Annotated in this window: 32 protein-coding genes and 1 riboswitch; of the genes, 6 read left to right on the top strand and 26 right to left on the bottom strand. The window is 42.8% G+C overall.

The window, feature by feature from the left end; translation table 11 throughout:
* Positions 1 to 10: 10 nt before the first annotated feature.
* Complete coding sequence (locus LF822_RS09265) at positions 11 to 424, bottom strand: acyl-CoA thioesterase (RefSeq protein ID WP_253923750.1); 414 nt, start codon at positions 422 to 424, stop codon at positions 11 to 13.
* A 12-nt stretch (positions 425 to 436) separates the two neighbouring features.
* The gene (locus tag LF822_RS09260) at positions 437 to 1,612 is read right to left on the bottom strand and encodes an iron-containing alcohol dehydrogenase (protein WP_253923749.1); all 1,176 of its coding nucleotides are present in this window, start codon (positions 1,610 to 1,612) and stop codon (positions 437 to 439) included.
* A 182-nt stretch (positions 1,613 to 1,794) separates the two neighbouring features.
* Between LF822_RS09260 and LF822_RS09255 the strand changes: the two genes are divergently transcribed.
* From LF822_RS09255 to LF822_RS09240, 4 genes are all read left to right on the top strand, one after another.
* Complete coding sequence (locus LF822_RS09255; protein WP_253924247.1) at positions 1,795 to 2,484, top strand: response regulator transcription factor; 690 nt, start codon at positions 1,795 to 1,797, stop codon at positions 2,482 to 2,484.
* On the top strand, positions 2,481 to 3,488 hold the full coding sequence (locus LF822_RS09250) for a sensor histidine kinase (protein WP_253923748.1): 1,008 nt from the start codon (positions 2,481 to 2,483) through the stop codon (positions 3,486 to 3,488). The genes LF822_RS09255 and LF822_RS09250 overlap by 4 nt, the downstream gene beginning before the upstream one ends.
* Before the next feature lie 102 nt (positions 3,489 to 3,590).
* Entirely contained in the window at positions 3,591 to 4,352 is a 762-nt protein-coding gene (locus LF822_RS09245; protein ID WP_253923747.1) for an ABC transporter ATP-binding protein, read from the top strand.
* On the top strand, positions 4,342 to 6,285 hold the full coding sequence (locus tag LF822_RS09240) for an FtsX-like permease family protein (RefSeq protein ID WP_253923746.1): 1,944 nt from the start codon (positions 4,342 to 4,344) through the stop codon (positions 6,283 to 6,285). The genes LF822_RS09245 and LF822_RS09240 overlap by 11 nt, the downstream gene beginning before the upstream one ends.
* A gap of 39 nt (positions 6,286 to 6,324) precedes the next feature.
* On the opposite strand, the gene LF822_RS09235 is transcribed toward LF822_RS09240, so the two are convergent.
* From LF822_RS09235 to LF822_RS09165, 15 genes are all read right to left on the bottom strand, one after another.
* Complete coding sequence (locus LF822_RS09235) at positions 6,325 to 6,636, bottom strand: hypothetical protein (protein WP_253923745.1); 312 nt, start codon at positions 6,634 to 6,636, stop codon at positions 6,325 to 6,327.
* Between the two features lie 45 nt (positions 6,637 to 6,681).
* Positions 6,682 to 7,299, bottom strand: a complete 618-nt coding sequence (locus tag LF822_RS09230) for an NUDIX hydrolase (RefSeq protein WP_253923744.1) — start codon at positions 7,297 to 7,299, stop codon at positions 6,682 to 6,684.
* A 290-nt stretch (positions 7,300 to 7,589) separates the two neighbouring features.
* Positions 7,590 to 8,318, bottom strand: coding sequence for a GDSL-type esterase/lipase family protein (locus LF822_RS09225; protein ID WP_253923743.1), 729 nt, complete (start codon positions 8,316 to 8,318; stop codon positions 7,590 to 7,592).
* Between the two features lie 94 nt (positions 8,319 to 8,412).
* A complete protein-coding gene (locus tag LF822_RS09220) occupies positions 8,413 to 9,015 on the bottom strand; it encodes a histidine phosphatase family protein (RefSeq protein WP_253923742.1) in 603 nt (200 codons plus the stop codon).
* 126 nt (positions 9,016 to 9,141) lie between these two features.
* On the bottom strand, positions 9,142 to 9,852 hold the full coding sequence (locus LF822_RS09215; RefSeq protein ID WP_253923741.1) for a MerR family transcriptional regulator: 711 nt from the start codon (positions 9,850 to 9,852) through the stop codon (positions 9,142 to 9,144).
* Between the two features lie 168 nt (positions 9,853 to 10,020).
* A complete protein-coding gene (locus LF822_RS09210; protein ID WP_253923740.1) occupies positions 10,021 to 10,221 on the bottom strand; it encodes a hypothetical protein in 201 nt (66 codons plus the stop codon).
* Positions 10,222 to 10,345: 124 nt separating this feature from the next.
* Positions 10,346 to 10,528: a hypothetical protein gene (locus tag LF822_RS09205; protein ID WP_253923739.1), complete on the bottom strand. Its 183-nt coding sequence runs from the start codon at positions 10,526 to 10,528 to the stop codon at positions 10,346 to 10,348.
* A 13-nt stretch (positions 10,529 to 10,541) separates the two neighbouring features.
* The gene (locus LF822_RS09200; protein ID WP_253923738.1) at positions 10,542 to 10,721 is read right to left on the bottom strand and encodes a hypothetical protein; all 180 of its coding nucleotides are present in this window, start codon (positions 10,719 to 10,721) and stop codon (positions 10,542 to 10,544) included.
* Between the two features lie 26 nt (positions 10,722 to 10,747).
* Positions 10,748 to 10,984, bottom strand: coding sequence for a hypothetical protein (locus tag LF822_RS09195; RefSeq protein WP_253923737.1), 237 nt, complete (start codon positions 10,982 to 10,984; stop codon positions 10,748 to 10,750).
* A 12-nt stretch (positions 10,985 to 10,996) separates the two neighbouring features.
* A complete protein-coding gene (locus LF822_RS09190; RefSeq protein WP_253923736.1) occupies positions 10,997 to 11,221 on the bottom strand; it encodes a hypothetical protein in 225 nt (74 codons plus the stop codon).
* A gap of 13 nt (positions 11,222 to 11,234) precedes the next feature.
* Positions 11,235 to 11,480, bottom strand: coding sequence for a hypothetical protein (locus tag LF822_RS09185; RefSeq protein WP_253923735.1), 246 nt, complete (start codon positions 11,478 to 11,480; stop codon positions 11,235 to 11,237).
* Positions 11,481 to 11,536: 56 nt separating this feature from the next.
* On the bottom strand, positions 11,537 to 12,238 hold the full coding sequence (locus LF822_RS09180) for a metal-dependent hydrolase (protein ID WP_253923734.1): 702 nt from the start codon (positions 12,236 to 12,238) through the stop codon (positions 11,537 to 11,539).
* Between the two features lie 289 nt (positions 12,239 to 12,527).
* Complete coding sequence (locus LF822_RS09175) at positions 12,528 to 12,731, bottom strand: hypothetical protein (protein WP_253923733.1); 204 nt, start codon at positions 12,729 to 12,731, stop codon at positions 12,528 to 12,530.
* Positions 12,721 to 12,876, bottom strand: a complete 156-nt coding sequence (locus tag LF822_RS09170; protein WP_253923732.1) for a hypothetical protein — start codon at positions 12,874 to 12,876, stop codon at positions 12,721 to 12,723. Before LF822_RS09170 ends, LF822_RS09175 begins: the two co-directional genes overlap by 11 nt.
* Before the next feature lie 128 nt (positions 12,877 to 13,004).
* Complete coding sequence (locus tag LF822_RS09165; RefSeq protein ID WP_253923731.1) at positions 13,005 to 14,429, bottom strand: SLC13 family permease; 1,425 nt, start codon at positions 14,427 to 14,429, stop codon at positions 13,005 to 13,007.
* Positions 14,430 to 14,827: 398 nt separating this feature from the next.
* On the opposite strand from LF822_RS09165, the gene LF822_RS09160 reads away from it, so the two are divergent.
* Positions 14,828 to 15,229, top strand: a complete 402-nt coding sequence (locus tag LF822_RS09160) for a hypothetical protein (RefSeq protein WP_253923730.1) — start codon at positions 14,828 to 14,830, stop codon at positions 15,227 to 15,229.
* A gap of 854 nt (positions 15,230 to 16,083) precedes the next feature.
* Here the strand turns inward: LF822_RS09160 and LF822_RS09155 are convergent.
* The 3 genes from LF822_RS09155 to LF822_RS09145 form a co-directional block, all read right to left on the bottom strand.
* Positions 16,084 to 16,323 carry a DUF6429 family protein gene (locus tag LF822_RS09155; RefSeq protein ID WP_253923729.1) on the bottom strand — a complete coding sequence of 80 codons (240 nt, stop codon included), beginning with the start codon at positions 16,321 to 16,323 and terminating at the stop codon, positions 16,084 to 16,086.
* Between the two features lie 159 nt (positions 16,324 to 16,482).
* A complete protein-coding gene (locus LF822_RS09150; protein WP_371925866.1) occupies positions 16,483 to 17,019 on the bottom strand; it encodes a DinB family protein in 537 nt (178 codons plus the stop codon).
* A 116-nt stretch (positions 17,020 to 17,135) separates the two neighbouring features.
* Entirely contained in the window at positions 17,136 to 17,855 is a 720-nt protein-coding gene (locus LF822_RS09145; protein ID WP_253923728.1) for an alpha/beta fold hydrolase, read from the bottom strand.
* A gap of 703 nt (positions 17,856 to 18,558) precedes the next feature.
* On the opposite strand from LF822_RS09145, the gene LF822_RS09140 reads away from it, so the two are divergent.
* The gene (locus LF822_RS09140) at positions 18,559 to 18,957 is read left to right on the top strand and encodes a hypothetical protein (protein ID WP_253923727.1); all 399 of its coding nucleotides are present in this window, start codon (positions 18,559 to 18,561) and stop codon (positions 18,955 to 18,957) included.
* A gap of 176 nt (positions 18,958 to 19,133) precedes the next feature.
* Here LF822_RS09140 and LF822_RS09135 read toward each other — a convergent pair whose 3' ends face one another.
* The 6 genes from LF822_RS09135 to LF822_RS09110 all read right to left on the bottom strand — a co-directional run bounded on the left by LF822_RS09135 (position 19,134) and on the right by LF822_RS09110 (position 24,829).
* The gene (locus tag LF822_RS09135) at positions 19,134 to 20,378 is read right to left on the bottom strand and encodes an MFS transporter (protein WP_253923726.1); all 1,245 of its coding nucleotides are present in this window, start codon (positions 20,376 to 20,378) and stop codon (positions 19,134 to 19,136) included.
* A 71-nt stretch (positions 20,379 to 20,449) separates the two neighbouring features.
* Positions 20,450 to 21,058 carry a winged helix-turn-helix domain-containing protein gene (locus LF822_RS09130; RefSeq protein ID WP_253923725.1) on the bottom strand — a complete coding sequence of 203 codons (609 nt, stop codon included), beginning with the start codon at positions 21,056 to 21,058 and terminating at the stop codon, positions 20,450 to 20,452.
* Positions 21,059 to 21,233: 175 nt separating this feature from the next.
* On the bottom strand, positions 21,234 to 21,479 hold the full coding sequence (locus LF822_RS09125; protein WP_253923724.1) for a hypothetical protein: 246 nt from the start codon (positions 21,477 to 21,479) through the stop codon (positions 21,234 to 21,236).
* Positions 21,480 to 21,619: 140 nt separating this feature from the next.
* Positions 21,620 to 23,407 carry a phosphomethylpyrimidine synthase ThiC gene (thiC, locus tag LF822_RS09120; RefSeq protein WP_371925865.1) on the bottom strand — a complete coding sequence of 596 codons (1,788 nt, stop codon included), beginning with the start codon at positions 23,405 to 23,407 and terminating at the stop codon, positions 21,620 to 21,622.
* A 140-nt stretch (positions 23,408 to 23,547) separates the two neighbouring features.
* Positions 23,548 to 23,662, bottom strand: a riboswitch (TPP riboswitch).
* A gap of 88 nt (positions 23,663 to 23,750) precedes the next feature.
* The gene (locus tag LF822_RS09115; RefSeq protein ID WP_253923722.1) at positions 23,751 to 24,191 is read right to left on the bottom strand and encodes a GNAT family N-acetyltransferase; all 441 of its coding nucleotides are present in this window, start codon (positions 24,189 to 24,191) and stop codon (positions 23,751 to 23,753) included.
* Between the two features lie 119 nt (positions 24,192 to 24,310).
* Positions 24,311 to 24,829, bottom strand: coding sequence for a DinB family protein (locus tag LF822_RS09110; RefSeq protein ID WP_253923721.1), 519 nt, complete (start codon positions 24,827 to 24,829; stop codon positions 24,311 to 24,313).
* Between the last annotated feature and the right edge of the window lie 59 nt (positions 24,830 to 24,888).

The raw sequence follows: 24,888 nt of genomic DNA, 5'->3' as shown, positions 1-24,888 counted from the left end.
TCTTCTAGGATTAAGGCGTATCGCCCTGCGATACGTCTCTAAGATGCTCTTCTAAATCGCTTCGTATATCGTCTGGAATCCGTTCAGCTGCCTGCTTTTCCACGTTGAAATTCACATACGTCGTGTACCCTGCCGCACACAGCGTATCGCTTTGCCAAATTTCTTCATACAGGGTGAGGCTCGTGTTGCCGAGCTTCTCAACCCACGTTAGAATCTCCACATCCCGGCCGAAATAAATTTGGCTTTTAAAATCAATATTCATATTTATAATGATCATTTTCCAGTTGGAGAAATTGTCGTCCGGCGTAAACAGCTTAAAGATGGGGTTACGCCCCGCCTCAAGCCATACAGGAACGACCGTATTGTTAATGTGCCCAACGCCATCAGTTTCTGAGACGCGCGGTTCGATCGTTGTTTGATACATAGAACCATTCCTTTATTGAATGCTGGTCAGGCTGCCCTGCCAGGCGTTGTTGTAAATATGCTGGATCGCCTTCTCATCAAGCCTCATAGGACTCCGGTTAAGCAACCGCGTCTGCTTAGCACCGTTTCGGGTTAACGCCTCGTTATCCCCCACCTGAATATTGTAGTTCACCGTTCTCGTCGGAAGGCCGACATCCTCCACTAAATGATAAAGAGCCTGCACAACATCCCGCGCAATCGTGCGCTGATCTTTTCCTTCAGCAGGCAGCTTCATCGCTGCTGCCACATCCGCGAGTTTATCAAGACATGAAGGCCAGATGTAATCATATACATAAGGCAGCAGCACCGCATTCGCTTCACCGTGCGGGATTTTAAATAATCCGCCAAGCGGATAAGCGAGAGCATGCACCCCAGTCACCCCGGCATTGTAAAAACTCATGCCTGCGATCATGCTGCCGAGCGCCATTTGTTCACGTGCCTGCTTATCCTTTCCGTTCCAGACTGCTTTGCGCAGGTTCGCGCTGATCTTCGCAATTGCTTCTAAAGCAAGAGAATCCGTCAACGGAGTCGCTTCAATGGAAGTATAAGCCTCAATCGCATGGGTTAATGCATCAACTCCGCTGGCAGCCGTAACCTTTTCAGGGAGCGAATATGTCAAAACGGGATCCACGATGGCATAATCAGCCAGCAGATACTCATGCGTCATAACATCCTTCGTGTCCTGTAAAGAAAAGACCGCAATGTCCGTCACTTCCGCTCCCGTCCCCGCCGTCGTCGGGATTAATAGCTTCGGCACACCTTTCGTTTTAAGCTGCCGTGTCCCGGTTAAATTCAAATAATCCTCCACATGACCCGGGTTCTCATCCAGCACGGCCACAGCCTTGGCAAGGTCCATCGCACTTCCCCCGCCGATACCGATAACAAAGTCGGGGTTCTTTTCCCTCGCTTTCTCAACCATCTCGTTCACTGAATCGACCGGCAGTTCAGGCACTACGTCCGCCAACACCTCAAGCTCAATGTTTTCCTTATGTAAAAGGTCTAAAACCGGATCGATCACACCGAGCTCCTTGAGCGTCGGATCCGTAATCAGCAGAACGGTCTGAACGTTGAGACTTTGAATGATACCGGGCAGCTTACTGAGCGAACCTTCTCCGTAATAAACGTGCTTGGGTGAAACGAAAGCATTCATATTGGCAGCCTCCTAGTAGATTGATAGCGCTTGCTCTTGATTGTAAGAGCACGGGGCGCGGACGTCAAATATTTTCCAGTCCCAATAGGCTGCGCAGGCCTATCCAAATAACCGCAGCTAAATCAACCCCACATCCAGACTTAAAATTTGCTATAATTTCCATAGAAAGCGTGGTGAGTTCGTTGTTTAAAGTATTACTAATTGAAGATGACACTTCTCTTTTTCATGAAATCCGTGACCGTCTGGCACAGTGGGAGTATGACGTATACGGAGTTACAGACTTCCAGCGCGTGATGGAGACGTTCACGAGGGCGCAGCCGGATCTCGTCATTATTGACATTCAGCTGCCGAAGTTCGATGGATTTCACTGGTGCCGGATGATCCGCGAGCACTCGAATGTACCGATCATTTTCCTGTCTTCACGGGACCATCCGACGGACATGGTTATGTCGATGAACCTCGGGGCAGACGATTTCATTCAAAAGCCGTTTCACTTTGACGTGTTAATTGCGAAAATCCAGGCCATTCTGCGCCGCGTCTATAACTATAGTGCCGAAGCACCGGAGCTTCGAACGTGGCTTGGAGCGACGATCGATTTTGAACGCAGCCGGGTGACGAACGATCATGGCACGATTGAGCTGACGAAGAATGAGCTGTTCATTCTGCGCCTGCTGCTTGACCGGAAAAATCAGATCGTCAGCCGCGAGGATTTAATCCACCGGCTCTGGGATGATCAACGGTTCGTCAGCGATAATACGTTGACGGTCAACGTCAACCGCCTGCGGAAAAAACTGGCCGACCTTAAGATGGGAGACGCGATTGAAACGAAGGTAGGCCAGGGCTACACAGCCATTGATCAGGTGAGCGGATGATTGGCACATTTTTAAAAGAACGGCGCAGCTGGATCCTCCTGTTTCTCCTGCTGCAGCTGCTTGTCCTCTTCATCGCTTACCTGGATGCGTCGATGCCCATTACGTCGATTTTATATTACGTTTTCCTGTCATCCGTCATCTTTCTCGTATTTCTCGCGTTCCGCTTCCATCGGGAGACGAAGTTTTTCAAGGAGCTTAAGGAACGCAGCCATGACCTCGACGTAACGAGTGTACCTGATCCGGAGCGGCCGTTTGAAACCATAGTTGAACAAAATATTATCGAGCCGATTCAGCAGCTGAAGCAGGAAGCCGCTACCCACACAGGTCGGCTCGAGCAGGAAAAAGACGAGCTCCTGGCCTGGATCCATGAAGTCAAAACCCCGCTTACTGCCATGCATTTAATTATTGACCGCATGGAGGATCAGAAGCTGAAAGCACAGCTGACCCATGAGTGGCTGAGAGTTCACCTGCTGCTGGACCAGCAGCTGCACGAGAAACGGATCCCTTTTATTGAGAATGATTTATATGTAGAAAAGGTAGAGCTTGAACCGCTGCTCTTCCATGAAATCAACACATTACGCACGTGGTGTATGGAAAAAGGCGTCGGTTTTGACGTGGATCTGGACGTCCCGACTGTTCTTAGTGATGCTAAATGGCTCAGTTTTATTCTGCGCCAACTGCTTACAAATGCAGTGAAATACAGCAGCAAGGGCTCAGAAATTACGATCGCAGGCTGCCGGCAAAATGAACAGACGACGCTGAGCGTAACAGACAGCGGGCGCGGCATCGACACCCGCGATCAGCCGCGCATCTTCGATAAAGGGTTCACGTCTACAAGCCAGCATCAGGACAATGCCGCAACAGGCATGGGATTATACTTAGCGAAGAAAGCCGCGTCCCCCTTGAAGATCAGTCTGGACGTCCAGTCGAAGCCGGGACACGGCTCAACCTTCACCCTCACCTTCCCAAAAACCAACGACTTCAACAAGATTCAAGGCGTGTGACAAAAGTGTCACTCGCTTTTCTTTTTTGTTCGATGCATGAAAGGACTTCCGCGGCAGGAGCTTATACAATGGAATTATCATTGAAACAACGGGGGTAGGAGAATGAATATTTTAGAAGCTAAAAAAATTCATAAAAGCTATGGAAATAAATTTATGAAGCAGGAAGTGTTGAAGGGAATAGATATTTCGATTGAAAAAGGTGAATTCGTCACGATTATGGGGGCGTCCGGATCGGGTAAAACAACGCTGCTCAATGTGCTGTCCACCATTGACCGCGTCAGTCACGGAACCATCAGGATTGAAGAGAAGGAATTGACAGGACAGAAGGAGAAGCAGCTGGCAGAATTCAGGAAGCATCATCTTGGGTTTATTTTTCAGGAGTATAATCTGCTCGATACGCTGACCGTCAAGGAAAACATCCTTCTGCCGCTCTCCATAACGAAGGCGTCGAAAAAGGAAGCGAACGTGAAGTTTCACGCTGTAGCGGTCGAGCTTGGCATTGAGGATATCGCCGAAAAATATCCTCACGAAATATCGGGCGGACAGAAGCAGCGGACGTCAGCTGCCCGCGCATTCATCCACGAGCCAGGCATTATCTTTGCTGACGAGCCCACGGGCGCGCTTGATTCAAAATCAGCTTCCGATCTGCTTGGGAAATTAAGTGACTTAAATGAGAAGCGTGAAGCCACTATTGTGATGGTATCCCATGACCCTGTCGCAGCCAGCTACAGCAGCCGCGTCGTGTTTATTAAAGACGGACACATTTACACACAGCTCAATAAAGGCGGACAGTCACGCCAGGCCTTCCTCAAAGACATCATGAAGACACAGGGTGTGTTAGGCGGGGTGCAGTATGACCATTAATCAACTGATCTTCCGTAATATGAAGAAGAACCTCACCAATTATTACTTATACGTGTTCGCGCTCGTATTCAGTGTCGCCCTCTATTTTTCATTCGTGACGCTCCAGTACGACCCCTCCATGAATGAAGCCACCGGCACAATTCGAGGAGCTGCAGCATTGCGCGCTGCGTCAATACTGCTGGTCTCGATCGTCGCTGTCTTTTTAATTTACGCCAATAACCTGTTCATTAAGCGCCGCAGCAAAGAAATCGGCCTTCTTCAGTTAATTGGGATGACAAAGCAGCGGATCTTTCACATTCTAAGTGCTGAGAACTTGATTCTATACTTTGGTTCTCTTGTGATTGGAATAGCTTTAGGGTTTTCTATTTCAAAGCTCATGACGATGATTGTTTTCAAAGTAACAGGAGTTGAAGGTGTAGCTTCCCTGAACTTCTCTTCGGAAGCACTCGTTCAGACTCTGCTCGTTTTTGTCGGAGTGTATGGGTTGATTATGCTGCTGAATTATATATTTATTAAACGGCAGACCATTCTTTCATTGTTTCACGTGAAACAAAAGACAGAAAGCCGTGTGAGAAAGATATCGATTATTGAAATTGTAATGGGGATACTCGGGCTCGGTTTGATTGGCACAGGCTATTACGTTTCTTCCAAGCTTTTCGATGGAGACTTTATATCAATTAACAGTTTATTTGCGGCGATGATCTTCATTCTTGCTTCTGTGATCATCGGAACGTACTTTTTCTATAAAGGTTCAGTACGGTTTGTTTCAAACATGATTAGAAAAAATAAAGCCGGCTACTTAAATGTTAATGAAGTGCTGTCGCTCTCTTCTATTATGTTCCGTATGAAATCAAACGCGCTGCTGCTTACCATTATTACGACCGTTTCGGCCCTGGCGATTGGACTCTTGTCCTTAAGTTACATTTCCTACTACTCTGCTGAAAAAACGGCCGAGGGGGAAGCACCCGATGATTTCACCTTCGTCAGCACCGAGGATGCAGTTGAATTTGGAGATGCCCTTTCCGAGCAAGGGATCGGGTATAGTGATCAAACAACCGATCTAGTAAGAGCAGAGGTTTATATTGAGGACATCGTAGGGGCTGACATGGGGAATTTAAATTTTGACGGAAGCTGGACGTCAATGGCCATCGTCAGTGATGAGAGTGTGGAAGACATAGATGTCAGCGAAAATGAAACGAAGTTCGCCGGCTATAATGATGCCATGAACAAGTTAATGAACCTGGCTGATTCCGGAGAGATAAAAATTCGCGGCAGCGATGAGGAAATTGAACAGGAATATACGGGTATTTCAAAAATTGATGTACTGCCCACCTTTTTCACTTACGGCCTACCAACAGCGGTCGTTGACGACAGTGTCTTTGAACGGATAGAAAGCCAGGCTGATCCGGATCTGCAGATTCAATCCAGTAAATTTATCGGATTAACCCTTGAAGAAGGGGCATCTAAAGAGGAAGCTGATGAAATTTTCCAAAGTATGGAGGTGAGTGAGAAAGCCGGCAACACTTCGCAGTATGCTTCAACTCAGTTTCAGAAACAGAACATGGGTCTGATTATGTTTATCGTTGGATTTCTTGGATTAACGTTCCTGATCACATCAGGCTGTATCCTTTACTTTAAACAGATGGATGAAGGAGATGAAGAACAGCCGAGCTATACGATTTTGCGCAAACTCGGTTATACGCGTAAGGATTTAGTCAGAGGAATTCAAAGCAAGCAAGTATTTAACTTTGGCATACCGCTCATCATCGGCCTCATTCACAGCTATTTTGCCGTTCAATCCGGATGGTTCCTGTTCGGCACGGAAGTATGGACGCCGATGCTGATCGTAATGGGCGTTTACACTGCACTGTATTCAATCTTTGGACTCTTGTCTGTGTTGTATTATAAAAAAGTGATTAGAGAAGCGCTGTAATCATCAAAGTCCAGAGCCATCCATATGCTCTGGACTTTTTTAATGCAGCAGCTGCCACAGCCAGTTCTCTTCTTCCACTTCAAAAAAATGAGAAAACACTCCGACCGCCCGGATGGTTTCCTCCTCTCCTTCTGGATAATACACCGTTTGCCGCGCAGATGAGATGATAAGAGAATCTCTAAACGCAGCAAAGTGCTCAAGTGTGCTGTCGTGCTCATCCGTACATCGATCGTCTAAGCAATTCATCTCTTTTTCATCTAACAGCCATTCCTTGAAATCTTCAGAGTCCGGATTGGTAACAGAAGCGGCAACAATTACAACAAATAAAACACCAATTAACTTAAGCTTCAATTCAAGTTTTCCTCCACTTTAACTCAATGTTTCACGTGAAACATTTTATTCGAGTGATTCAATAAAAGCATACAACACGCGTGCTGTCAGCCCCCAAATCACCTTATCTTCATATTGATAAAAATATTCTTCCATCTTACGAGTCTGCCATTCATAGTCACGCCCATTGGCGATCAACTCAAAAGGAAACCCATCATCAGGAATCACGTCAAAATTCACATAATGGACCTCCGGCTTGTTTTCCTGGAAGAAAGACAGCGGCACGGTAAACACTTCTTCCACTTCAGCCGGGTTCGGTACAATTCTTTCCTCTGGGCAATTAAGAAAGCCTACATAGGTGTGAACGATCATGCCAAACGGGGACACCATATAATCAAACGGATACACCTCTTCAATCTCATGCCCCGTTATGCCAAGCTCCTCTTTAGCTTCCCGGACAGCCGCATCAAGCACCTGACGATCCTCACGGTCCACTTTCCCGCCAGGAAAGCAGATTTCTCCCGGCTGCCTTCTCATCTGAAGAGACCGCACTTCAAACACTAAATGCAGCTCTCCCTCTTTTTCAATCAGCGGAAGAAGAACGGAATAATTTGTAATTTGCTTCTGACCAATTACGGAAGGCTTATGATTTTTCATTTTGTGTTCAATGGCTTCTCTCTTCATATGTCACCCTTCTCTTTCCCACTAGTCATTTCTTCTATTATACGTGGATATGAAGTGTGTTTACAGAATATAGCTTATGGCTAAGCACAAAAGCGTAAGCGCCCTGGCAGACACGAAAAGCATAAGCAAAACGGCCGGTGGAAGGTGGTCTTCCCTTCCGCAGGACGGATTGCTTATGTTGCGAGTGGCTGGACGCTGAAACTGGATGTCAATTATTCACAGGTTGGAATTTTATAAATTCTTGATAGACAATAAGAAAAAGCGAACCATCAAGCGGTCCGCTTTGCTTGTTAGTTTTTGCTTTTGTCGAGTTTCTTCCAGAACTCTCTGGCTATGGCTTCATACCCTTCTTCGCTTAAATGAATATTCGAAGGATTAGGTAGAAAGCTTTCATATTTTCGTTCAATTACATCTTCTGTGGGTACGTACGTGTGGCCGTATGCAGCTGTGGCAGATTGGATCACCTGATTTAATGAATCAAGGAGTACGTCAAGCTGAGGCTGAAGCTCTTCCGGCTGATAAGGAAATGGGTTGTAGTAGCCCATCATGTAAACATCCGTATCTGGGTTAAGCTCATCGATCTTCGTAAATACATGATTGATATTTTGATTAAGCTGGGCTAAAACGGAGGCAACTTCGCGCTCTGAAGGATATTCCTGCTTCTCTAAATCCAGCAGCGGCAACAGATCGTTCGCTCCTATGTTGATCGTTATAAACTCGGACTCTTCAATATTACTCTGCGCAAGGTCATTATTAAGAACACCCGTCAGATGAGTAGAGTCAGCCCCAGGAGCGGCAAAATTATCATAATCCACGGTATACTGAGATTGCTTCAGCCGCTTCACGAAGTAATCGGGATACCCTTCCCCAATCTGGTTATACGGCGTAACACCAGCAGCTAAAGAATCTCCGAGTGCGACATAATCTACTTCCTTTTTTACGGGGCATTTGGCGTAAGCTGTTAACGGCAGCGATACAAATAACATAAAAACAAGCACGAAAATACGAACCTTTTTCATTAGTTATTCATCTCCGTCCATTCGTTATAACGATCACTTTTATCATACCAAAGGCTTTTAATAAATAGCAATCTTTATTACTAGATTAAGAGGTTTACCGGCTTCCACTTCCTAAGTTCATCCAATCCTCTAACGCTGGCCGTGCCACCAGCTCGTATCCCCTTCCTTCACCAAAAGGCTTGACGATTACGGTCCCCATATTCGGAATTTCTCCAAGACCTGCTCCTTCAGGGAAACTATGAGCCACAATGATGGTATTCACCCCTTCAGGAGGCGGAGTCTCCAGTCTTCGTGTTAACTCATTTAAAATGGTTTGCTTCTCAGAGCTGGATATAGCTGTGCCTAACGAGTAAATGGAAAGCCAAAAAGGATCCACTTGAACATTTTCTTCACCAAATGCGAGAACGGCCGTTTCTCTATTTCTGCAAAATGGACTGGTAAGAGCAGGAGCTGCCAGTGGAATCTGAAGGCTTCGGAGGGTACTACCGTAAGCTGCGGCCTGCCTTCTTCCTCTATCCGATAGATTCCGCTGCGTGGAACAATCGGCAAAGTTAACGTAGGCCAGGTCTTCCCCGACTGAAGCTTCTGCGTGCCTGGCATATAAAACATATCCGCCTTCTTTAAGCCGGGATAGAAGGGATGGACGATACCATTGAACTAAATGAGGGGAACCTGAGGGTATAGAATGATGACGCAACGCGTTCTCCTCCTTCGGGAACGTTTTGCGAATAGTGTATGACCGTGTGAGGACAGTGTGTCTTAAAACAAAAAAATCCCTCAGAGTGAACAGTAGACTGAAGGATTAAATCACGATTGATAGATTTTATTTACGAAACATCGCAAACAGCTTCCCAAAGCCGCCTTGAGGCTTTTCCTGTACAGACTCTTCAAGACGCTGATTAAATTCATTCTGCGCCTGCCATACTTTGTTCTGCTCCTCGCGCAGCAATTGCAGCTCCTGCCGCAGCGCTTCGTTGCTTTCCTTTTCCTTCTCAAGCAAATCCTCATAGTTCGCCTGCTGCTGGGCTGACAGCTTTTCAATTCTCGTGTTGGTTTTCTGTGAAAAATTCCCAACACCGGAGCTGATGACATGGTGATCCTGCTGAAGGCGGGAAACAGTCGTTTTCAGCTCAGTCATATCGGTTGTCAGCTGCACATTCATTTCACGAGAGGCCGCTAATTCATCGGCAATCACTTTTAAGAAGCTGCGCAGCTGTTCTGGATCCTGAATGGAATTCTCGTATGTATCGGGAAGCGATATATCGGTTTCTTCCTGGGAATCAAGCCGATCCTTCTGCTGCTCTGCAAGAAACTTCGCCGTCACATCTATTGGATTTTCCGTATCGCGTATCGCCCGAAGCGCTTCGATATCGGTTCGTACAAAAATACGACGATCCCCATCCTTGAAAAACTCATAACCATTCCGTTCCAGCACCTGACCATATTTCCGTACCGTAGGCGTAGCGATTCCTACTTCTTCTGCTGCTTCTTTTGTCGTATAAGCTCGTTCATTCGGTTGAATATCGTGTCGCACGCTGTCGAACCTCCTTTACTTTAAATATGAAGGTTTTTCGACGATTTTGCAAGCTAATATATCGGATTGCGATACGATATGTAAATCTGAGTCTTATGTCCCTTCTTCTAAGCTTGCAGCTCATGATTATATCGGGCGATTTTCATGGGCACGACAGCACATATCGCTCTACTGCAGAAGCGATACATTTATGAAATACACCCCCGTAATCAGCAGAAGCGCCCCTATATAAGCCACCCAGGAGTAAAGGATAATTTTAAAGAACACCGATTTCTCTCTCCAGGCTTGAACTTCTTCTTTAAAGGTATTTTTTATCAACTTCTCATCACGTGGTTTACCTTTTACATAATAGTCTTCCTTCGCATTCAATAATGCTTTGCCTTCCTTCGTAAAAAAACTGCCATATCCCTGAGAGAACTAAAATAACAACTCCCCCTATTAATACGCCCAGTAGACAGCTATGCAGAAATGCCGGTGACAAGCTCCCCCTCCTCTACTCAAACCTCGTTATTTGAATGAGCCTGAAGAGACTGATTCCCCCGATGAGGAGACCAAGAATCGCATAGACCCATTGAAAGTCATTAAGTATGTATGCAATAGTGATAACTGCAGCAATTACAGCTATGATAATTTGAAACACCATTTCAAACTTTCTCACTCCTGCATGTTCATTCATAGTGAACCTCCTCTTATTTTTCACAGGATACGGTCCAGTTCATGGCAAGAACGTCAATGTTATCTTCCGTAACCGTCCCATCGTTCTTCCCACAGTCACTTTTCGCTTCAGCATAACCTTGATAGCTGATCACAGAACCTGTAATCCCAACCGTTAACAAAACTCCCGCTGCCCATCCTGCCCCTCTTTTCAAACGGCTTCACCCCCTGCCTATTCCGCTTATAATATGGTGCCGCAGCCTCTCTCAGTCAATTCTTTCCGTTTATGTATGCAGCACTGAAGCCCCTTCGTCGCAATTAAGCCTGTCAGCATTAATGTCATTAGCGATAAATGTAAAGTGGACCCCTGATACTGAACAGGTTGTATAAATTGAAGTACCGAACCTAACAGGACGAGCACAGCCAGCATTATCGTTAAAGCCAATACTATGTTTTTTACAATCACAATTGTTTTCACGACTGAACCCTCCTATGACAAAATTGGAACAGAGATAAGAAAAACACCCACCGTAGCCTGAAAAACGTACTTCACTTTAACTTTTTCCTCATACATGTCACTAACTCCATTTAGAAGGAACGACCCTCCCACAATGGGAAATAAATAGTCGCCGTTCATCATTCCAGAAAAATATAAAAATATCGCTGCAAACATCCCTGCCAAATACACGTTCTGAACGATCCTCAATGCTTTCATCATCTTCCCCCTGTTAATTGATGCTGCCAACTACCAAAATTCCCAGTATGAAAAAAATACCAAAAGGGATTATACTTCTTCGTTTCTGCCCTTCCAAATAAGTCTCCACCCCTTTAAGGAAGATAAAAAGAAACATTCCAAGCATGATCAGCTTCGTTGAAAAGTTTACCGAAGTATTACTCGTAACAATTATGTAGAGCAGCATAACAAACAATAGAAAAAGAGTACTCTTCTGAGTGAATTTCAGCCGTTTATTCACTTCCTTAACCTCCCATCTGTCTATTACCCTTACTATTTAATACGAAAGACCAAGCGTTACGTTTCGACGTCCCTCTCGCTTTCAATATGTACATCTCTTCCTAAGACCGGCGAATGTCCATTAATCCAGGTCTCATCGGTCCGCAGTTGAAAATCCCAGCCACCCCATGCACCTGAACGCGGGTAGGTGATCAGTAATTCAATATCATTTTCGCTGTATTCAGTATGGAGCAATTGTTCTAATTGTACCTTTGAAACCGATAAAATTCCGAGATATATACATATGATCATAACGCCTGACAGCACAATGGCCCGCCTGCATGTAATAAAGAAAACAACAGCCGTGGCCAGTAAAGTCAGAAGCATCACGACATCAAGCCTGGATATAATGTGAAAATCATACTCACTTTTCTCAAATGGATAAAAAGGAGCCACCCCATTACCAATCAAATCGATGAAAATATGCCCAATGATTACAGCTGCTGCAAAGGCGCCCCAAGCCTGTAGGAAGGGCACCTTTCTCATAAGTATGCGAAATCCCAGAGCAACACTCAGCCCCATCAATGGCGCGCTCATCAGAGAATGGCCGTAGAGGTCGCCAAACAGCTTGGTGACGTCGGGAAAAACCCCGGCAATACCCCCAAATAAAAAAACGATCACGAGCTCACGCCTTGATCCGCATTTTCCATACAACAATAGACTAACCACAGCAGCCCCTATAAGGAAATGAAGCATACCATGTATTCCATCCCCCAACATAAAAAAATCTCCTAACCTTATTTAATTCATTACAATCCATACAAGAAACAACACGACTGCTATACCAGCCCACAAAATGAATGGCTTATTCATTGAGTGCTCACTCCATTCACTTTAATTATTTAAAGCGGGTTTACATTAAAGCGTAAGTGTACTAGAATATGGGATGACCTTAATATTTCTCACATATTTAACCAATTCAGTGAGAGATTGTAGAAAATGATCTAACCTCCAGGCCCTCACCACTGCGTGAGGGCCCTTCCTTTTTTATAAAAGTACTTAAGCCACGTTATTTATTCCTGTCTTCTTCGGCCTTCCACTTAATCGCATACCTTAAGGCTATTAATTGTAAAATTAACCCTGCCACCCACCCGATCAAGGTAGAGTATTCCAAATAGGGGTGCAGCACAAATCCCCCGGTTATAAAAGCAGTTCCAAGCATCACAAACACAATTGCCAACCGCTGATTATAACTTCTAAAGTCAGCTGTCATCTGCTATCCCTCCATAAGAGCCACTCGCACGAATGAGAAATTCATCAGAGGTTCCACCGTTATGATACACCGATTTTTCCGCTTCCTGGCTTTGACACCCCGCCAGTGTCAGCAATAATACTCCGTACCCCCATACTTTCTTCATTTAAATACTCCTTTTTATGTAAAAAAATCGTGTAAAAACTATTATTTCAAACTTCCAAAATTTTCACAACAGTTGATCAGGTATTTTTCCATAGAAAAAAGCCCTCCTTATCAGGAGAGCTTTTCCCATTAATTCAATACAACTGGCTGCCAGAGATATACGAACAGCACAATCACAATAATTGATAGAATATTCATCCAGAATCCGGCTTTCACCATATCATCAATCGTTAAATAATCCGAGCTGAATACCGCAGCGTTCGGCGGCGTGGAGATCGGCAGCATAAATGCACAGGATGCGGACAATGCCACAACCCCCATGATCGCGTAAGGCTCCGCTCCAATACCGATCGCAAGACCAATACTGATTGGAATCAGCATGTTGGAGACTGCAGTGTTGGACATAATTTCAGTCATAAACAGTACGATGGCAGCCAGCGTAATTAAGATCAGCAGGAATGGAAGCACTTCAAGTCCCTGCAGCTGTTCCCCAATCCATTCAGTGAGATTGGAAGAATCAAACGCCGCTGCAAGTGAGAGGCCGCCCCCAAATAAGAGCAATAGACCCCATGGGAGCTCTCTCATATCCTTCCAGACCATCAAGCCGCCTTTCGCCTGCCTCGCCGGAAAAAGGAACATAGAAACCGCACCAATCATAGAGATTGAAGTATCAGATAGCCTGTAGTCTTCAGGAATAAAGCCACTCGTCATCCAGAGCGCACCCACCACACTGAAAACCGTGAGCACCGCTTTCTCCTCGTAGGACATCGGCCCGAGGTCCCGCAGCTGATTCTTAGCAAAATCTGAAGAAATGTCTTTTTGACTCTTCACTTTAAATTGGATCTTTGTAAGGTAAAAATAAAGCCCTACAAGCAAAATAAGCGTCAAAGGAAATCCGAATAAGAACCAGTCAAAGAATGTGACCGTACGATCGAGACTGCTGTCCGCCACGGCCACAAACGCCGCGTTAGGTACAGACCCGATAATCGTCGCCAGACCGCCGATGGAAGCCGCATAGGCTACAGAAAGCAGCAGCCCCTTAGCAAAACGGTTCAAGGACGCCTCATCAAAAAAGTTCTTCTCCTTTACCTCGGTAATTAATGCCAACGCGATCGGAAGCATCATGAGCGCGGTCGCTGCATTGGAAATCCACATCGATAAGCCGGCTGTAGCAATGATAACCCCTAGAATAATCCTGTGGCTGCTCGTGCCGACAAATGAAATGATCGTCATCGCAATCCGTTTATGTAAGTCCCACTTTTGAATCGCCAGGGCAATTGTAAAACCACCCATATACATGAATACAATCGGATCCCCGTACGCCATCGAGGCCGTATCCTGATCCGCTCCACCCGTAATCGGAAGCAGAAAGATCGGCATCAGGGACGTCGCCGGAATCGGCATCGCCTCTGTGACCCACCACACCGCTACCCACGCCGTGACAGCCAGTACAGCACGCGGTTCGTCTCCAAGCCCTGTAATAGCCGGGATAAAGAATAGAATAGCAAACAACAAAGGACCGAGAATCAGCCCGATTTTTTGTCTAAACTCCATATGCAGTTCCTCCTTAGATGTCTTTGAAACCGATTTCACTAATTGATAGAAAAATACAACAATTTCAACTTTAGCACTTCAAAAAGAAAAAGTAAATATTGAAATCCACCTAATTGAGATGACTGATCCACATGATATTCCTGCTGACTTATCCCCTGTTATCACCGCGCCTACACTAAACATTAGTTTACTTCAGAGATGCAAAGAAGAAAATCCATAAGCAAAACGTACTGTATTTTATAATGAAATTCTATTTTGCTGCTATTCAATTAACGGGCAGAATAGTTGAAGATTGAGATTCGAGATATTGGGCGTTTGAAACTAAATTGGTTTGGTATCGTATGAGTAATAAGAGAATTTACAAGGTTAAAAATGGAAGAGAAAAGTTGGGATAATAAGTGAGTGACTATACTGTATTAATACCACTATTTCTTGTTGTAATTGCAATGCTAAATCGTTCAGAAGTATTTTCTAAGAAAGTTAAATATATCGGTTATGGATACTTTCTTATAGTTTCGTTGGTTTTTCTCTTACTAAGAGAGACAATTTACGCTCTTTATCATAAGGGTTCTCCTATCCCAGATATTTATTGGGAGAAGAATTCGAACTTGGCTGATATAGGATTGTTTTTATATTTAGTGCCGACTGCAATTATATTTCTAACCCTAAGTTTATCTTGGAATAAAAGAGAGAAAGATCTTAAAGGAAAAATTCTGATGTTTCTGTTCATAATAGTTGGGGTGGCAATTCTTTTCGGATATGCTTTTTTCTTTAGTATGAGCTTGGGTTATAGACCTTAAACTAATTTTATTTAAGTTACGGGGTAGTAATTGACATTACATAATCGGTGTGACTTAGGAGTGAGGTAATAGATTTTGCATTGAACTTTCATTTTTGATTATTTTTAACCTTGCTACAGCGGTAACACTTGATATACGATATGAGTTCTTCTATTTTAAGAATTATGTAGATAGCTTTATTTTTTTGTCTTACCTTCAAGTTTTAACTTACTTCCATTAACACTAATACATGGCGAGTCAGACGACAAACAAATGATTGCGAGATTTTAAAAAATAATTCTTTTCTCTACATTAACAAAGAAAATAGCTGGTTTCTCAAACGATATATCGAAATCAATATTCAATTTAATTTTATTATTTTTTCAAGTTTAAATGAAAAGAAAACGGAATTATACGGATTTTAATGTATTTTCTTGATTACTTATGCATGTTACTATACCTTTGAACTGGAGTGATTTTCATGAATAATAAAGCGTATTTAACATTATTATTACCATTCGTCTTAGCATTTATATTAACAGTTCTATATGTAGAACCTCCTGCATTATATTATATGGCTCCTTTTGTTGTAGTATTGTTTTGGATAGGCTATTTTACATGGAATAAAAAAATTTACCATTAATTTAGCAATATTAATGACTAATACAGCTGCTACAACTATTGAAAAAGTACCGCTTATAAGAGAGAAAATATAGTCAGAATCATCAAGACCATTAATAGTTAATAACACAGAAGAAAGCAAAACGACTGCAGGATCGATAATCCCATAACCTAACGGGCATTACTGCCAGTTTTATGACTTTTATCTTTTTTGGCATTCTCTAACATGTTAACGCCTCCCGTGTTACCGTCTACTACTCAACCTTAATATGATATTTTTCCATCAGCTCCCGCGCCTGCTTTTCTCCATCTTCCGTTAAAACAACCGACTTCGCCCGATTGCTCCCTACAATGCAGCGGGCCTCTTTTAATTCATCCAACGATTCAAAAGGATACCCCTTCCAGCTTCTCAAGACTTCAAAAGGTCCTTCATCATCTTTAAAAGATGTTAAATACAACAGCAATAATGTTAGTTCGTCTATCTGATCCTTCATAGAAAAAACCCCTTTCTCTTTTCATGATAAAAGAAATGTTGGGTAGAGGATACTATGGATAGTAGAGCAAAATCAATGAAATTTATGAAACTGCGAGCCGCTTCCCTTTTACCGATATGATGAATCTCACCCTCTTCATGGACTACAACCATACAGCCTTCAAGAGCCTTCACCTTTTTTCTGATGATTGCGAATCAGACGAATTTGACCCCGATGATTCAATTCATCTTCAAATACATGAAACCAGCAGAAGTAGTAATTGGCTTGATCGACAGGATTCAAGGGAGATATTTCATCCAGCCAACGATCCTCTTTATGCTTAAATAATTCGAGGGTCCGCTTTCGTGTTTCCAACAGCTTCTCTTTATAAAAATGAAGCTCCCGTCCTTTAATCACCTTATGAGTCTTCTCACCAAGCTCAACCCCTACCCCAAGCTTCTGCCATTCGTCCTGGGAGGGCTCTCTATTCTCAAAGGTGAAAATTTGATAGATTTCCTCAACACTGGCGATGTGATATAAAAGACAGCCTATGGAATTGCCCTTTCCATTAATCCGATAATCAAGCTCTTCTACAGACAGCCCTTCCGCTGCCTCGAGAGTAGTCCTGCGTGTATACTCCATCATGGATAACAATCTGCCTATGGAAGGAGAATATCCTGTCTTTCCGCTAATCATATACCTCTGCTCTTCACTCACCTTTACCACCATCCTTTTTATTCTTTTAAAAACGATCTCTTTGTTTCTCTTGAAACCTACTTGGAAGCATGCTGGTCTTTACTTTTAGTTTACTGGCCCAAATTACAAGTTTTATTTTATTGCTCCTTTATCACGTTAAGAAATTCCATCAATACCTCAGTGTACACGTCCGGTTTTTGTTCATGAACTAAATGGGAGGCAAAGGGAATCACGCATACATGTACGTTATCATGCAGTCTTTGGTATTTGGACGCAGACTCTACTTCAGCCTTATTTCCTTCCCCGACCATAAAAAGAATAGGCGCCTTAATACCTTCTAAGTCGCCTGTGTGTTCAAAAGGGTACCAATCCTCATCTCTCCCCTTATAAATGAATTGCTTCCAATCAGAGTCATGCATTTGATTAAGAACCTTGATTATTTCAGTATCATGAAGAAGGTTTTCCTGAGCTCTTATATCTTCCCCATGAAGCTCCTTCCAATTGTCCTGTCGATCAGCAGTGATACCAGACAACGTTAAACTTATCAGGAAATATGGATATTTTTTGGCGAAAATCAATCCCACTAATCCCCCTAATGAGCTGCCGACTAAATGAAATTTCTCTATTTCCAATTCCTCCATTGTTTCTTTTAAATCATCGGCAGCATCTTCAAAAAAATTATTTAAGTTATTACTGAGCGACTTGCCATGGCCTCTTAGATCAAGCGTAATGACCTTCATAAGATTTTTAATAGTTTCTCTTTGTTTCACAAAATCAGTGTTTCCAGTTTGCAAACCCGAATGCAAGAAAACGATAGGTTCCCCTTCACCAGCTGCTTCATTATATAGAATCATCATTTCCCCTCCTTACGCCTCTCTTCTCAAGATTATTTATTAATTCCAATTATTTCAAAACGCTTTCAAATAAACAAGCTCTTCCCATAAAAAAGACGCAACCCTTTTCTGGATTGCGTTCGGCATAATGCTGGATTTATTTTCTTTTCTTATTTTTTAGAGACAGTATTCCGATTAAAACACAAGGAAATGGTATAAGAATACTCCACCATACATCAGACTCTAAAAAGAAACGGAAAAACAAGAAACCTAAGATTCCTATAATTATATAAAGGTACGCTGTTTTCATACTAAATGATTCATATTTAGGTTGTGTCATATGACCTCCATCTAATAAGTATAGTCCCACTAGTCAATTACTTACATTTGGCTGATCCCCGCAATAGCCGCCCACAATAAATAAATCACAAGAGACATGATCATTGTAACGACTCCTCATAAAGTAAATTATATAGTATATAGAGACCACGGCCCCAGCCGAAGGGATCCCGAGCCAAACCACATCTTGAGCTATGACGCTTTTTGAACCTATATATCCAAGGATATTAGTAATAAACATAACAAACCATAAGATTTGTAGAAAAAATACAAATTTTATTAAAAAGCTAGATTTAACAGCTATAACCATCCCTCCTATGTCCAAGTATTATGAAAAAGGTGTATAATCGCTGCAGGAGATTTTCTGAGAAAGGGTGAAGTGACCAGGATGAATGAACAAACAAAGCAGACTCTAGCTATTGCAGATTCGTGGGTGAACTTTTCTAATAAAGCGGATATGGACGGCTTATCGGAAGTCACCTCAAATCAATTAGAATTAGTAGGACCTAAAGGAAAAGGAGTCATTAACCATCAGGAGCTTTATGACTGGATGCAGCGCGCGAAATTACAATTAAAGACCGAGTGCCGCTATGCCAGAGATCATTATGTAGTATTAGCACAGCACGGCACGTGGTTCAATGATGATGATACGATTAAAGGAGAAGCCGTGGTTTATACGGTTTTGAAAGTAGAGAACGGAAAAGTCTGTTTCCTCGCTCGATATGATGATTTAGAGAGTGCATTGAGGACAAGCGGTTTGAGTGAAGGAGATAAAATTGAGGGATAAACTTTTCCCTCTTTACTTTAAGTTATTAGATTTAATGATTTCTTCTTTCAGCAGTCTTTCAATATGGCAAATTGTAAAGCTAAGATAAATTAATAATGCAAATGAAATAATAAGTACAAGTGCCAATTTCTTCTCCTTAAATATTCGTGAGAACACCTATTTAACTATAAAGGGTTTTAGTCTGCGGATTTTAAGATTGGAAATGATAAATATAATAAAATCACACTAAGAATTAAAGGGATCGAACTCAATGCCATTAAAGTTTGGATTTTTATTCCCATTCCTAGAAATACAGACGTTACAGCATAGGATAGCGGAATTAATCCTAACGATCCTGTACGGATTAAACTCATGACCCTGCCGACTTTTTGGGAAGACGCATGGAACTGGACCATTGATATTAGCGGAATGTTAACAGCGGGGTTAAGCATCCCAATGACAATGATAATACTTACGGCAGCTCCTATTGAAGTCACCTGGCTGAACATGAGGAGGCCAATTCCTTGAAGGGCTATGAAATATAACGCATAGGACCCTCTTTTCCTTTGAATGTTCACCAGGCCAATGATGACTGAACCCAGTATCATGCCAAATGTGAAACCACCCTGAACAAAGCTGAAGTCTAAGGGACTCCCATTCAGTACACCTTCCACGAATATCGGAAGTCCCATCATTAAAGGACCAGATATAAAAAAGTTTACAATAACTGAAATGATCAGCAAAGCCCTTAACAATGAAGATTGCCAGGTATAAATAAACCCTTCCTTTAGTTGCTCCTTAAAAAATAAATGTGTCCTTTGTTTTGGCTTTTCGCTAATTTGCTTTATAAATAGCACTCCTATGCCAGAGAAACATAAACACATACCAATAAGAATTAAAACGAAACTATAACTTAAGAAATTGATCAATATTCCCGTAAGAAGGGGCCCTGTAAAGAGGGCAATTTGAATGGCAGCTTGAAGAAAGGAATTGGCTCGGGTCAATTGTTCCACTTTTACTACTTTAGGCAGTAGAGCATCTCTAGCAGGTTCAAAGAGCCCGCCACAAATTCCAAATAAAGCAGCATTAGCAGCAAGTACTCCGATTGGCACCTCTGAAAAATACATAAAGAATCCGGCCAGCAGTATAATGACACAGGCTAATGATAAATCAGAAAATGCCATTACCTTTGTTTGCTTGCTTCGATCGGCCACTACTCCACCAACGACCATGGAAATCATCCGCATGCCTGTTAAACAAACCAATACAATGCCCAGAGATGCTTCTTTTCCTAGGTCTTCCACCACATACCATGATTGAATAAACATAAACATCGACAAACTCAGACTTGAGGCTACCGTCGTCAACCATAACAAAATAAATGATTTAGACCTTGATAAAGGTGCGACTTCTTTTTCGCCAATCTTTTTTGCGCTCTCCATATCCATCCCCCTCATTAATTAAATTTACTCGGTAAGATTAATTTAACTAACAATCAAAAAAAAGAACCCAACTATGATTCTCCTTTTTTCTTTTCGAAATAACTTTCCTCTATTTGCAACCCAAGAATATGAAAGTAATAAAGCTTAGCCTCTGGAGATGGATCTGGGCGTTGCATTTCTGCCAGTTCTTCCATTAAATTTGAAAACTTTTGCTGCCAAGCCATGAAATCTTCCTCTTTAGCATGAATCTCATAAGCACTTGACCTATACTTCCACTCGTCCGGATCCTTTGAGCCAGACTGATCCTGTAAAGACTCTTCCGGAGCGGCAAGAATTCTTCGCTTTGACTGCTCTAGCATGCTCACCATCATTTGTCTTACCGTTTCTGTCATATCTGAATAAGGAATGAGTGATTGATCAGGTACGAAACCGCCGGCTACGGCTTGATAAAACTTTTGGACAATCCCGTTCTTTTCTTCTTTATGTACAATCTCGATGAGGTCGTTTTTCTCTAACTCCTTCAAATGATAATGAATACGTGCACGTGAAAGGTTAAATACCTCAGAAAGCTGCTGGCCTGTTTTTGGCTTTTCCATTAATCGTAACAACAATTCGGAGCGGAATGGGTCTCCTAAAGCTTTTAACTGTTCATATGTAGTCAATAATTTAATATCCTTCATCGGTACACTCCATTTACTCGGTAAAATTATTTTAACAATAGTATGTAACACGTACAGCATATTGTCAAACTGCTTTTTTAAAAGCTGGCCGGCCTCCGTGACCTCTGCACTGGTAATAGATACGCAGCATGGACTGGCTTATTAACTATTATCATAAATAATAATGGGCGAGAGCTTAAATTTTTGAATTCACAAAATAACCCAGTGCCATTAATATAACAAAGCTAAAAAGCATAAATGTGTTTATAATAACTAACCAGTAATTTTTAATGAGCAAAGCAAAAATTATTCCGGCAGGAGCTACTACAAACGTCAGTATCCACAACGGACTTGCTATCTGGAATACTGTGTTCGGTATCCAAACTACTACAGATAAAACAAAACAAGCTAAAGATAGTGATTTTAAATTTTTTTCTCTCAATTATTCCCCTCCTCATTATTAGCTGCAGGGTGGGTTGCAAAATGGGAACTACAATTCTTCTAATAATCGAATACCCACAAAAAAGCTGATCGGCTCCAACCACCAATCAGCTCCATAGCTCTTACCATCTCTTATTCTATTTATTGATAAAGATTTCCTCCAGACTTCTTAAATTCCTCCGCTTTCTTTTGCATTCCCTTTTCGATATCCTCCCTCGTAAACAATTCATTTTCTTTCGAGTAATTCCGGATATCCTGAGAGATTCTCATACTGCAGAATTTCGGTCCGCACATCGAGCAAAAATGAGCGGTTTTTGCTCCTTCTGCAGGGAGGGTTTCATCGTGATATTCGATCGCACGCTCTGGATCCAACGATAAGTTAAACTGATCTCTCCAGCGGAATTCGAATCGCGCTTTGGATAAGGCGTCATCGCGTTTCTGTGCGCCGGGATGTCCTTTGGCCAAATCGGCTGCGTGGGCTGCAATTTTATACGTGATGACTCCTTCGCGCACGTCATCTCTATTCGGCAGCCCTAAATGTTCTTTTGGCGTCACATAACAAAGCATCGCGGTTCCGTACCAGCCAATCATGGCTGCTCCAATCGCAGATGTAATATGATCGTAACCAGGCGCTACATCAGTGGTTAATGGTCCGAGCGTATAAAACGGTGCTTCGTCACAAACTTCCAGCTGCTTGTCCATGTTTTCTTTAATCAGGTGCATCGGGACGTGGCCCGGTCCTTCGACCATTACCTGCACATCATGCTCCCAGGCTATTTTAGTCAGCTCACCAAGCGTGTCTAATTCTGCAAACTGAGCTTCGTCATTGGCATCCGCTATGCAGCCAGGCCGTAACCCGTCACCTAGGGAGAAGCAAATATCATAGGCTTTCATAATTTCACAGATCTCTTCAAAGTGGGTATACAAGAAGCTTTCCTCGTGGTGATACAGGCACCACTGGGCCATAATCGACCCACCCCGGGATACAATTCCAGTTAAACGGTCGGCTGTCAACGGCACATATCGCAAAAGAACCCCGGCATGAATCGTAAAGTAATCAACACCCTGCTCGGCTTGTTCGATCAGCGTATCGCGGTACACTTCCCACGTCAGATCCTCCGCTACCCCGTTTACTTTCTCGAGTGCCTGATAAATCGGGACGGTGCCGACCGGAACGGACGAGTTTCGAATAATCCACTCCCGCGTCGTGTGAATGTCTTTTCCCGTTGATAAATCCATAATGTTATCCGCGCCCCACCTTGTCGCCCAGGTCATTTTTTCTACTTCCTGTTCAATGGAGGAGGTAACGGCAGAGTTCCCAATATTGGCGTTTATTTTAACGTGAAAATTCCGCCCGATAATCATAGGCTCCGTCTCCGGGTGATTGACATTAGAAGGGATAATCGCACGTCCCTGCGCCACTTCATCCCGCACAAATTCCGGATCCATATTTTCTCTTATCGCAATAAATTCCATCTCAGGCGTGACGATACCCTGTTTCGCATAATGAAGCTGTGTGACATTTTTCCCTTTCCTGGCTCGAATAGGTTTACGATTCAACTCAGGAAACACCTTATTATTAGCCCGCGGATCATCGATGCTCTTATACCCATTATCCTCAGGCTTGATTTCACGTCTTTCATATTCTTCAACATCACCACGCTCGCTGATCCAACCGCTGCGCAGAGAAGGCAGACCTTTCGTAATATCAATGGTGCACTTCGGGTCTGTATAAGGTCCGCTCGTATCATACACACGAAGCGGAGGATTTTCCTCATCGCCAAATGTACCTGTCGTCGGACTTAAATTAATTTCCCGCATAGGAACCTGAATGTCAGGCCTTGACCCCGGCACATAAACCTTCTGACTCCCGGCAAAACTGGACATAATCGACATGTTTTCTTTGTTCAATGAAGATGGTGACAACATCAATCTCTCCTTTTTTGTTTTGATAAAAGGACAAGACTGGCACGCCAAAACACATAGCTGAAGCAAAGCAAATAAAAAAGCCGGGTTCCATTCATTACAAATGGACCCGGCAACTATGTATACAGAAGTTGTATTACTCGTTTGGTACGACCGAACTTCCCTACGCTGGCATGATCCAGATCAGGTCCAAAGAGTCAAGAAACTTCAAAGCGTTTCCCTCTCAGCCCAGCTCATTGGGCTCCCCTAGTTACTACTATTCAATTTGACTTCAGTATACATGAACGATCAAGAACAGCCAACACCTTTTCGTATCTGATTGTATATTAGTAAATATTCCCCATGTTCATTCTACTGTTAATTCATAATGGTAAAATTGAGAATCCCGAACGTATCCATTTTTCTCATAAAGTCTTTGCGCAGACAGATTATCCGGCGCTGTACTCAGGCTAATACTATTCGCCCCCGTCTCAATTGCGTGTTCCTTCGCTTTATGTAAAAGCCGCTCCCCTATTCCTTGACCCCTCGCCTCTACATCCACATATAAATCATTTAATATCCATGCTTTCTTCATAGAGATAGAGGAGAATGTGGGATAGAGCTGCGCAAATCCTACATACTTATCATTGTTTTTCATCACAAATATCACAGAATCTTTATTTTCCAGACGCTTTTTTATGTAAGCTGCTGCACCTGCATCTGATACTTGTTCATAAAACTCTCGGTATAAATTGAATAAAACAGCTGCTCCGTCTAAATCTTCGATTGAAGCTTGATAGATTTCCATTAGATTTCCTCCAATTTTATATAACTACTTCAACACAAATGGCCATTAACATTGCTATTTAAGATTTTATTCCAGACTCGAGAGACCTATAAAAAATGATCTAGCTTAGTAGATTATTCTTAATTCTGAGCAAGAATCCGTTTAATAGCTCTAATTTGCCCTCGATGATTAATCTCATCTTCAAATACATGAAACCAGAGGTAATAGTTATTATAAGGGACTCCTTTTTCCCAGTACTTTTCTTCAAACAACCATTCATCCGTACGCTCTTTAAGTTGGATCAGAGTCTGCTTTCTTACTTTAGCTAACTCATTTAAATAGTATTCAATATTATTTTTCTTTATTTGATACCTCGCCTGCTCTCCAAGTTCCAGCGCTGCCTGCCATTTCTGCAGCTCAACCCCATTAATATCACGGCCCTCAAATGAAATTACTTGATGAACAAATTCAATCGAGGCAATATGTATTAATAGAGATCCAATAGTATTCGACCCTTCATCCACTAAATAATCCAAATCCTCTTGAGTTAGACGATTAATCTCTTCTAAGGTAACAGCTCTCGTATGCTCTAACATGGATACAAGTTCTCCAATCTTTTCAGAGAACTTCTCAGATTTTTTTATCCTATAATCAATCAAATCAATACCCCCATTTCCCATGTCTACACGCCTGACTTTCCTTCTCATATTCTTCTACT

It is taken from the genome of Halobacillus sp. A5 (assembly GCF_024189315.1).
Lineage (GTDB): Bacteria > Bacillota > Bacilli > Bacillales > Halobacillaceae > Halobacillus_A.
This window is presented reverse-complemented; position numbering and strand designations above follow the sequence as displayed.

Bases quoted from the DNA above. Each gene is read 5' to 3' on its own strand.
- LF822_RS09265 (WP_253923750.1), bottom strand. From the start codon at position 424: ATGTATCAAACAACGATCGAACCGCGCGTCTCAGAAACTGATGGCGTT.
- LF822_RS09260 (WP_253923749.1), bottom strand. From the start codon at position 1,612: ATGAATGCTTTCGTTTCACCCAAGCACGTTTATTACGGAGAAGGTTCG.
- LF822_RS09250 (WP_253923748.1), top strand. From the start codon at position 2,481: ATGATTGGCACATTTTTAAAAGAACGGCGCAGCTGGATCCTCCTGTTT.
- LF822_RS09245 (WP_253923747.1), top strand. From the start codon at position 3,591: ATGAATATTTTAGAAGCTAAAAAAATTCATAAAAGCTATGGAAATAAA.
- LF822_RS09240 (WP_253923746.1), top strand. From the start codon at position 4,342: ATGACCATTAATCAACTGATCTTCCGTAATATGAAGAAGAACCTCACC.
- LF822_RS09230 (WP_253923744.1), bottom strand. From the start codon at position 7,299: ATGAAGAGAGAAGCCATTGAACACAAAATGAAAAATCATAAGCCTTCC.
- LF822_RS09225 (WP_253923743.1), bottom strand. From the start codon at position 8,318: ATGAAAAAGGTTCGTATTTTCGTGCTTGTTTTTATGTTATTTGTATCG.
- LF822_RS09205 (WP_253923739.1), bottom strand. From the start codon at position 10,528: ATGAATGAACATGCAGGAGTGAGAAAGTTTGAAATGGTGTTTCAAATT.
- LF822_RS09190 (WP_253923736.1), bottom strand. From the start codon at position 11,221: ATGAAAGCATTGAGGATCGTTCAGAACGTGTATTTGGCAGGGATGTTT.
- LF822_RS09180 (WP_253923734.1), bottom strand. From the start codon at position 12,238: ATGTTGGGGGATGGAATACATGGTATGCTTCATTTCCTTATAGGGGCT.
- LF822_RS09175 (WP_253923733.1), bottom strand. From the start codon at position 12,731: ATGACAGCTGACTTTAGAAGTTATAATCAGCGGTTGGCAATTGTGTTT.
- LF822_RS09170 (WP_253923732.1), bottom strand. From the start codon at position 12,876: ATGAAGAAAGTATGGGGGTACGGAGTATTATTGCTGACACTGGCGGGG.
- LF822_RS09165 (WP_253923731.1), bottom strand. From the start codon at position 14,429: ATGGAGTTTAGACAAAAAATCGGGCTGATTCTCGGTCCTTTGTTGTTT.
- LF822_RS09155 (WP_253923729.1), bottom strand. From the start codon at position 16,323: ATGAAGGATCAGATAGACGAACTAACATTATTGCTGTTGTATTTAACA.
- LF822_RS09145 (WP_253923728.1), bottom strand. From the start codon at position 17,855: ATGATGATTCTATATAATGAAGCAGCTGGTGAAGGGGAACCTATCGTT.
- LF822_RS09140 (WP_253923727.1), top strand. From the start codon at position 18,559: ATGAATGAACAAACAAAGCAGACTCTAGCTATTGCAGATTCGTGGGTG.
- LF822_RS09135 (WP_253923726.1), bottom strand. From the start codon at position 20,378: ATGGAGAGCGCAAAAAAGATTGGCGAAAAAGAAGTCGCACCTTTATCA.
- LF822_RS09130 (WP_253923725.1), bottom strand. From the start codon at position 21,058: ATGAAGGATATTAAATTATTGACTACATATGAACAGTTAAAAGCTTTA.
- thiC (WP_371925865.1), bottom strand. From the start codon at position 23,407: ATGTTGTCACCATCTTCATTGAACAAAGAAAACATGTCGATTATGTCC.
- LF822_RS09115 (WP_253923722.1), bottom strand. From the start codon at position 24,191: ATGGAAATCTATCAAGCTTCAATCGAAGATTTAGACGGAGCAGCTGTT.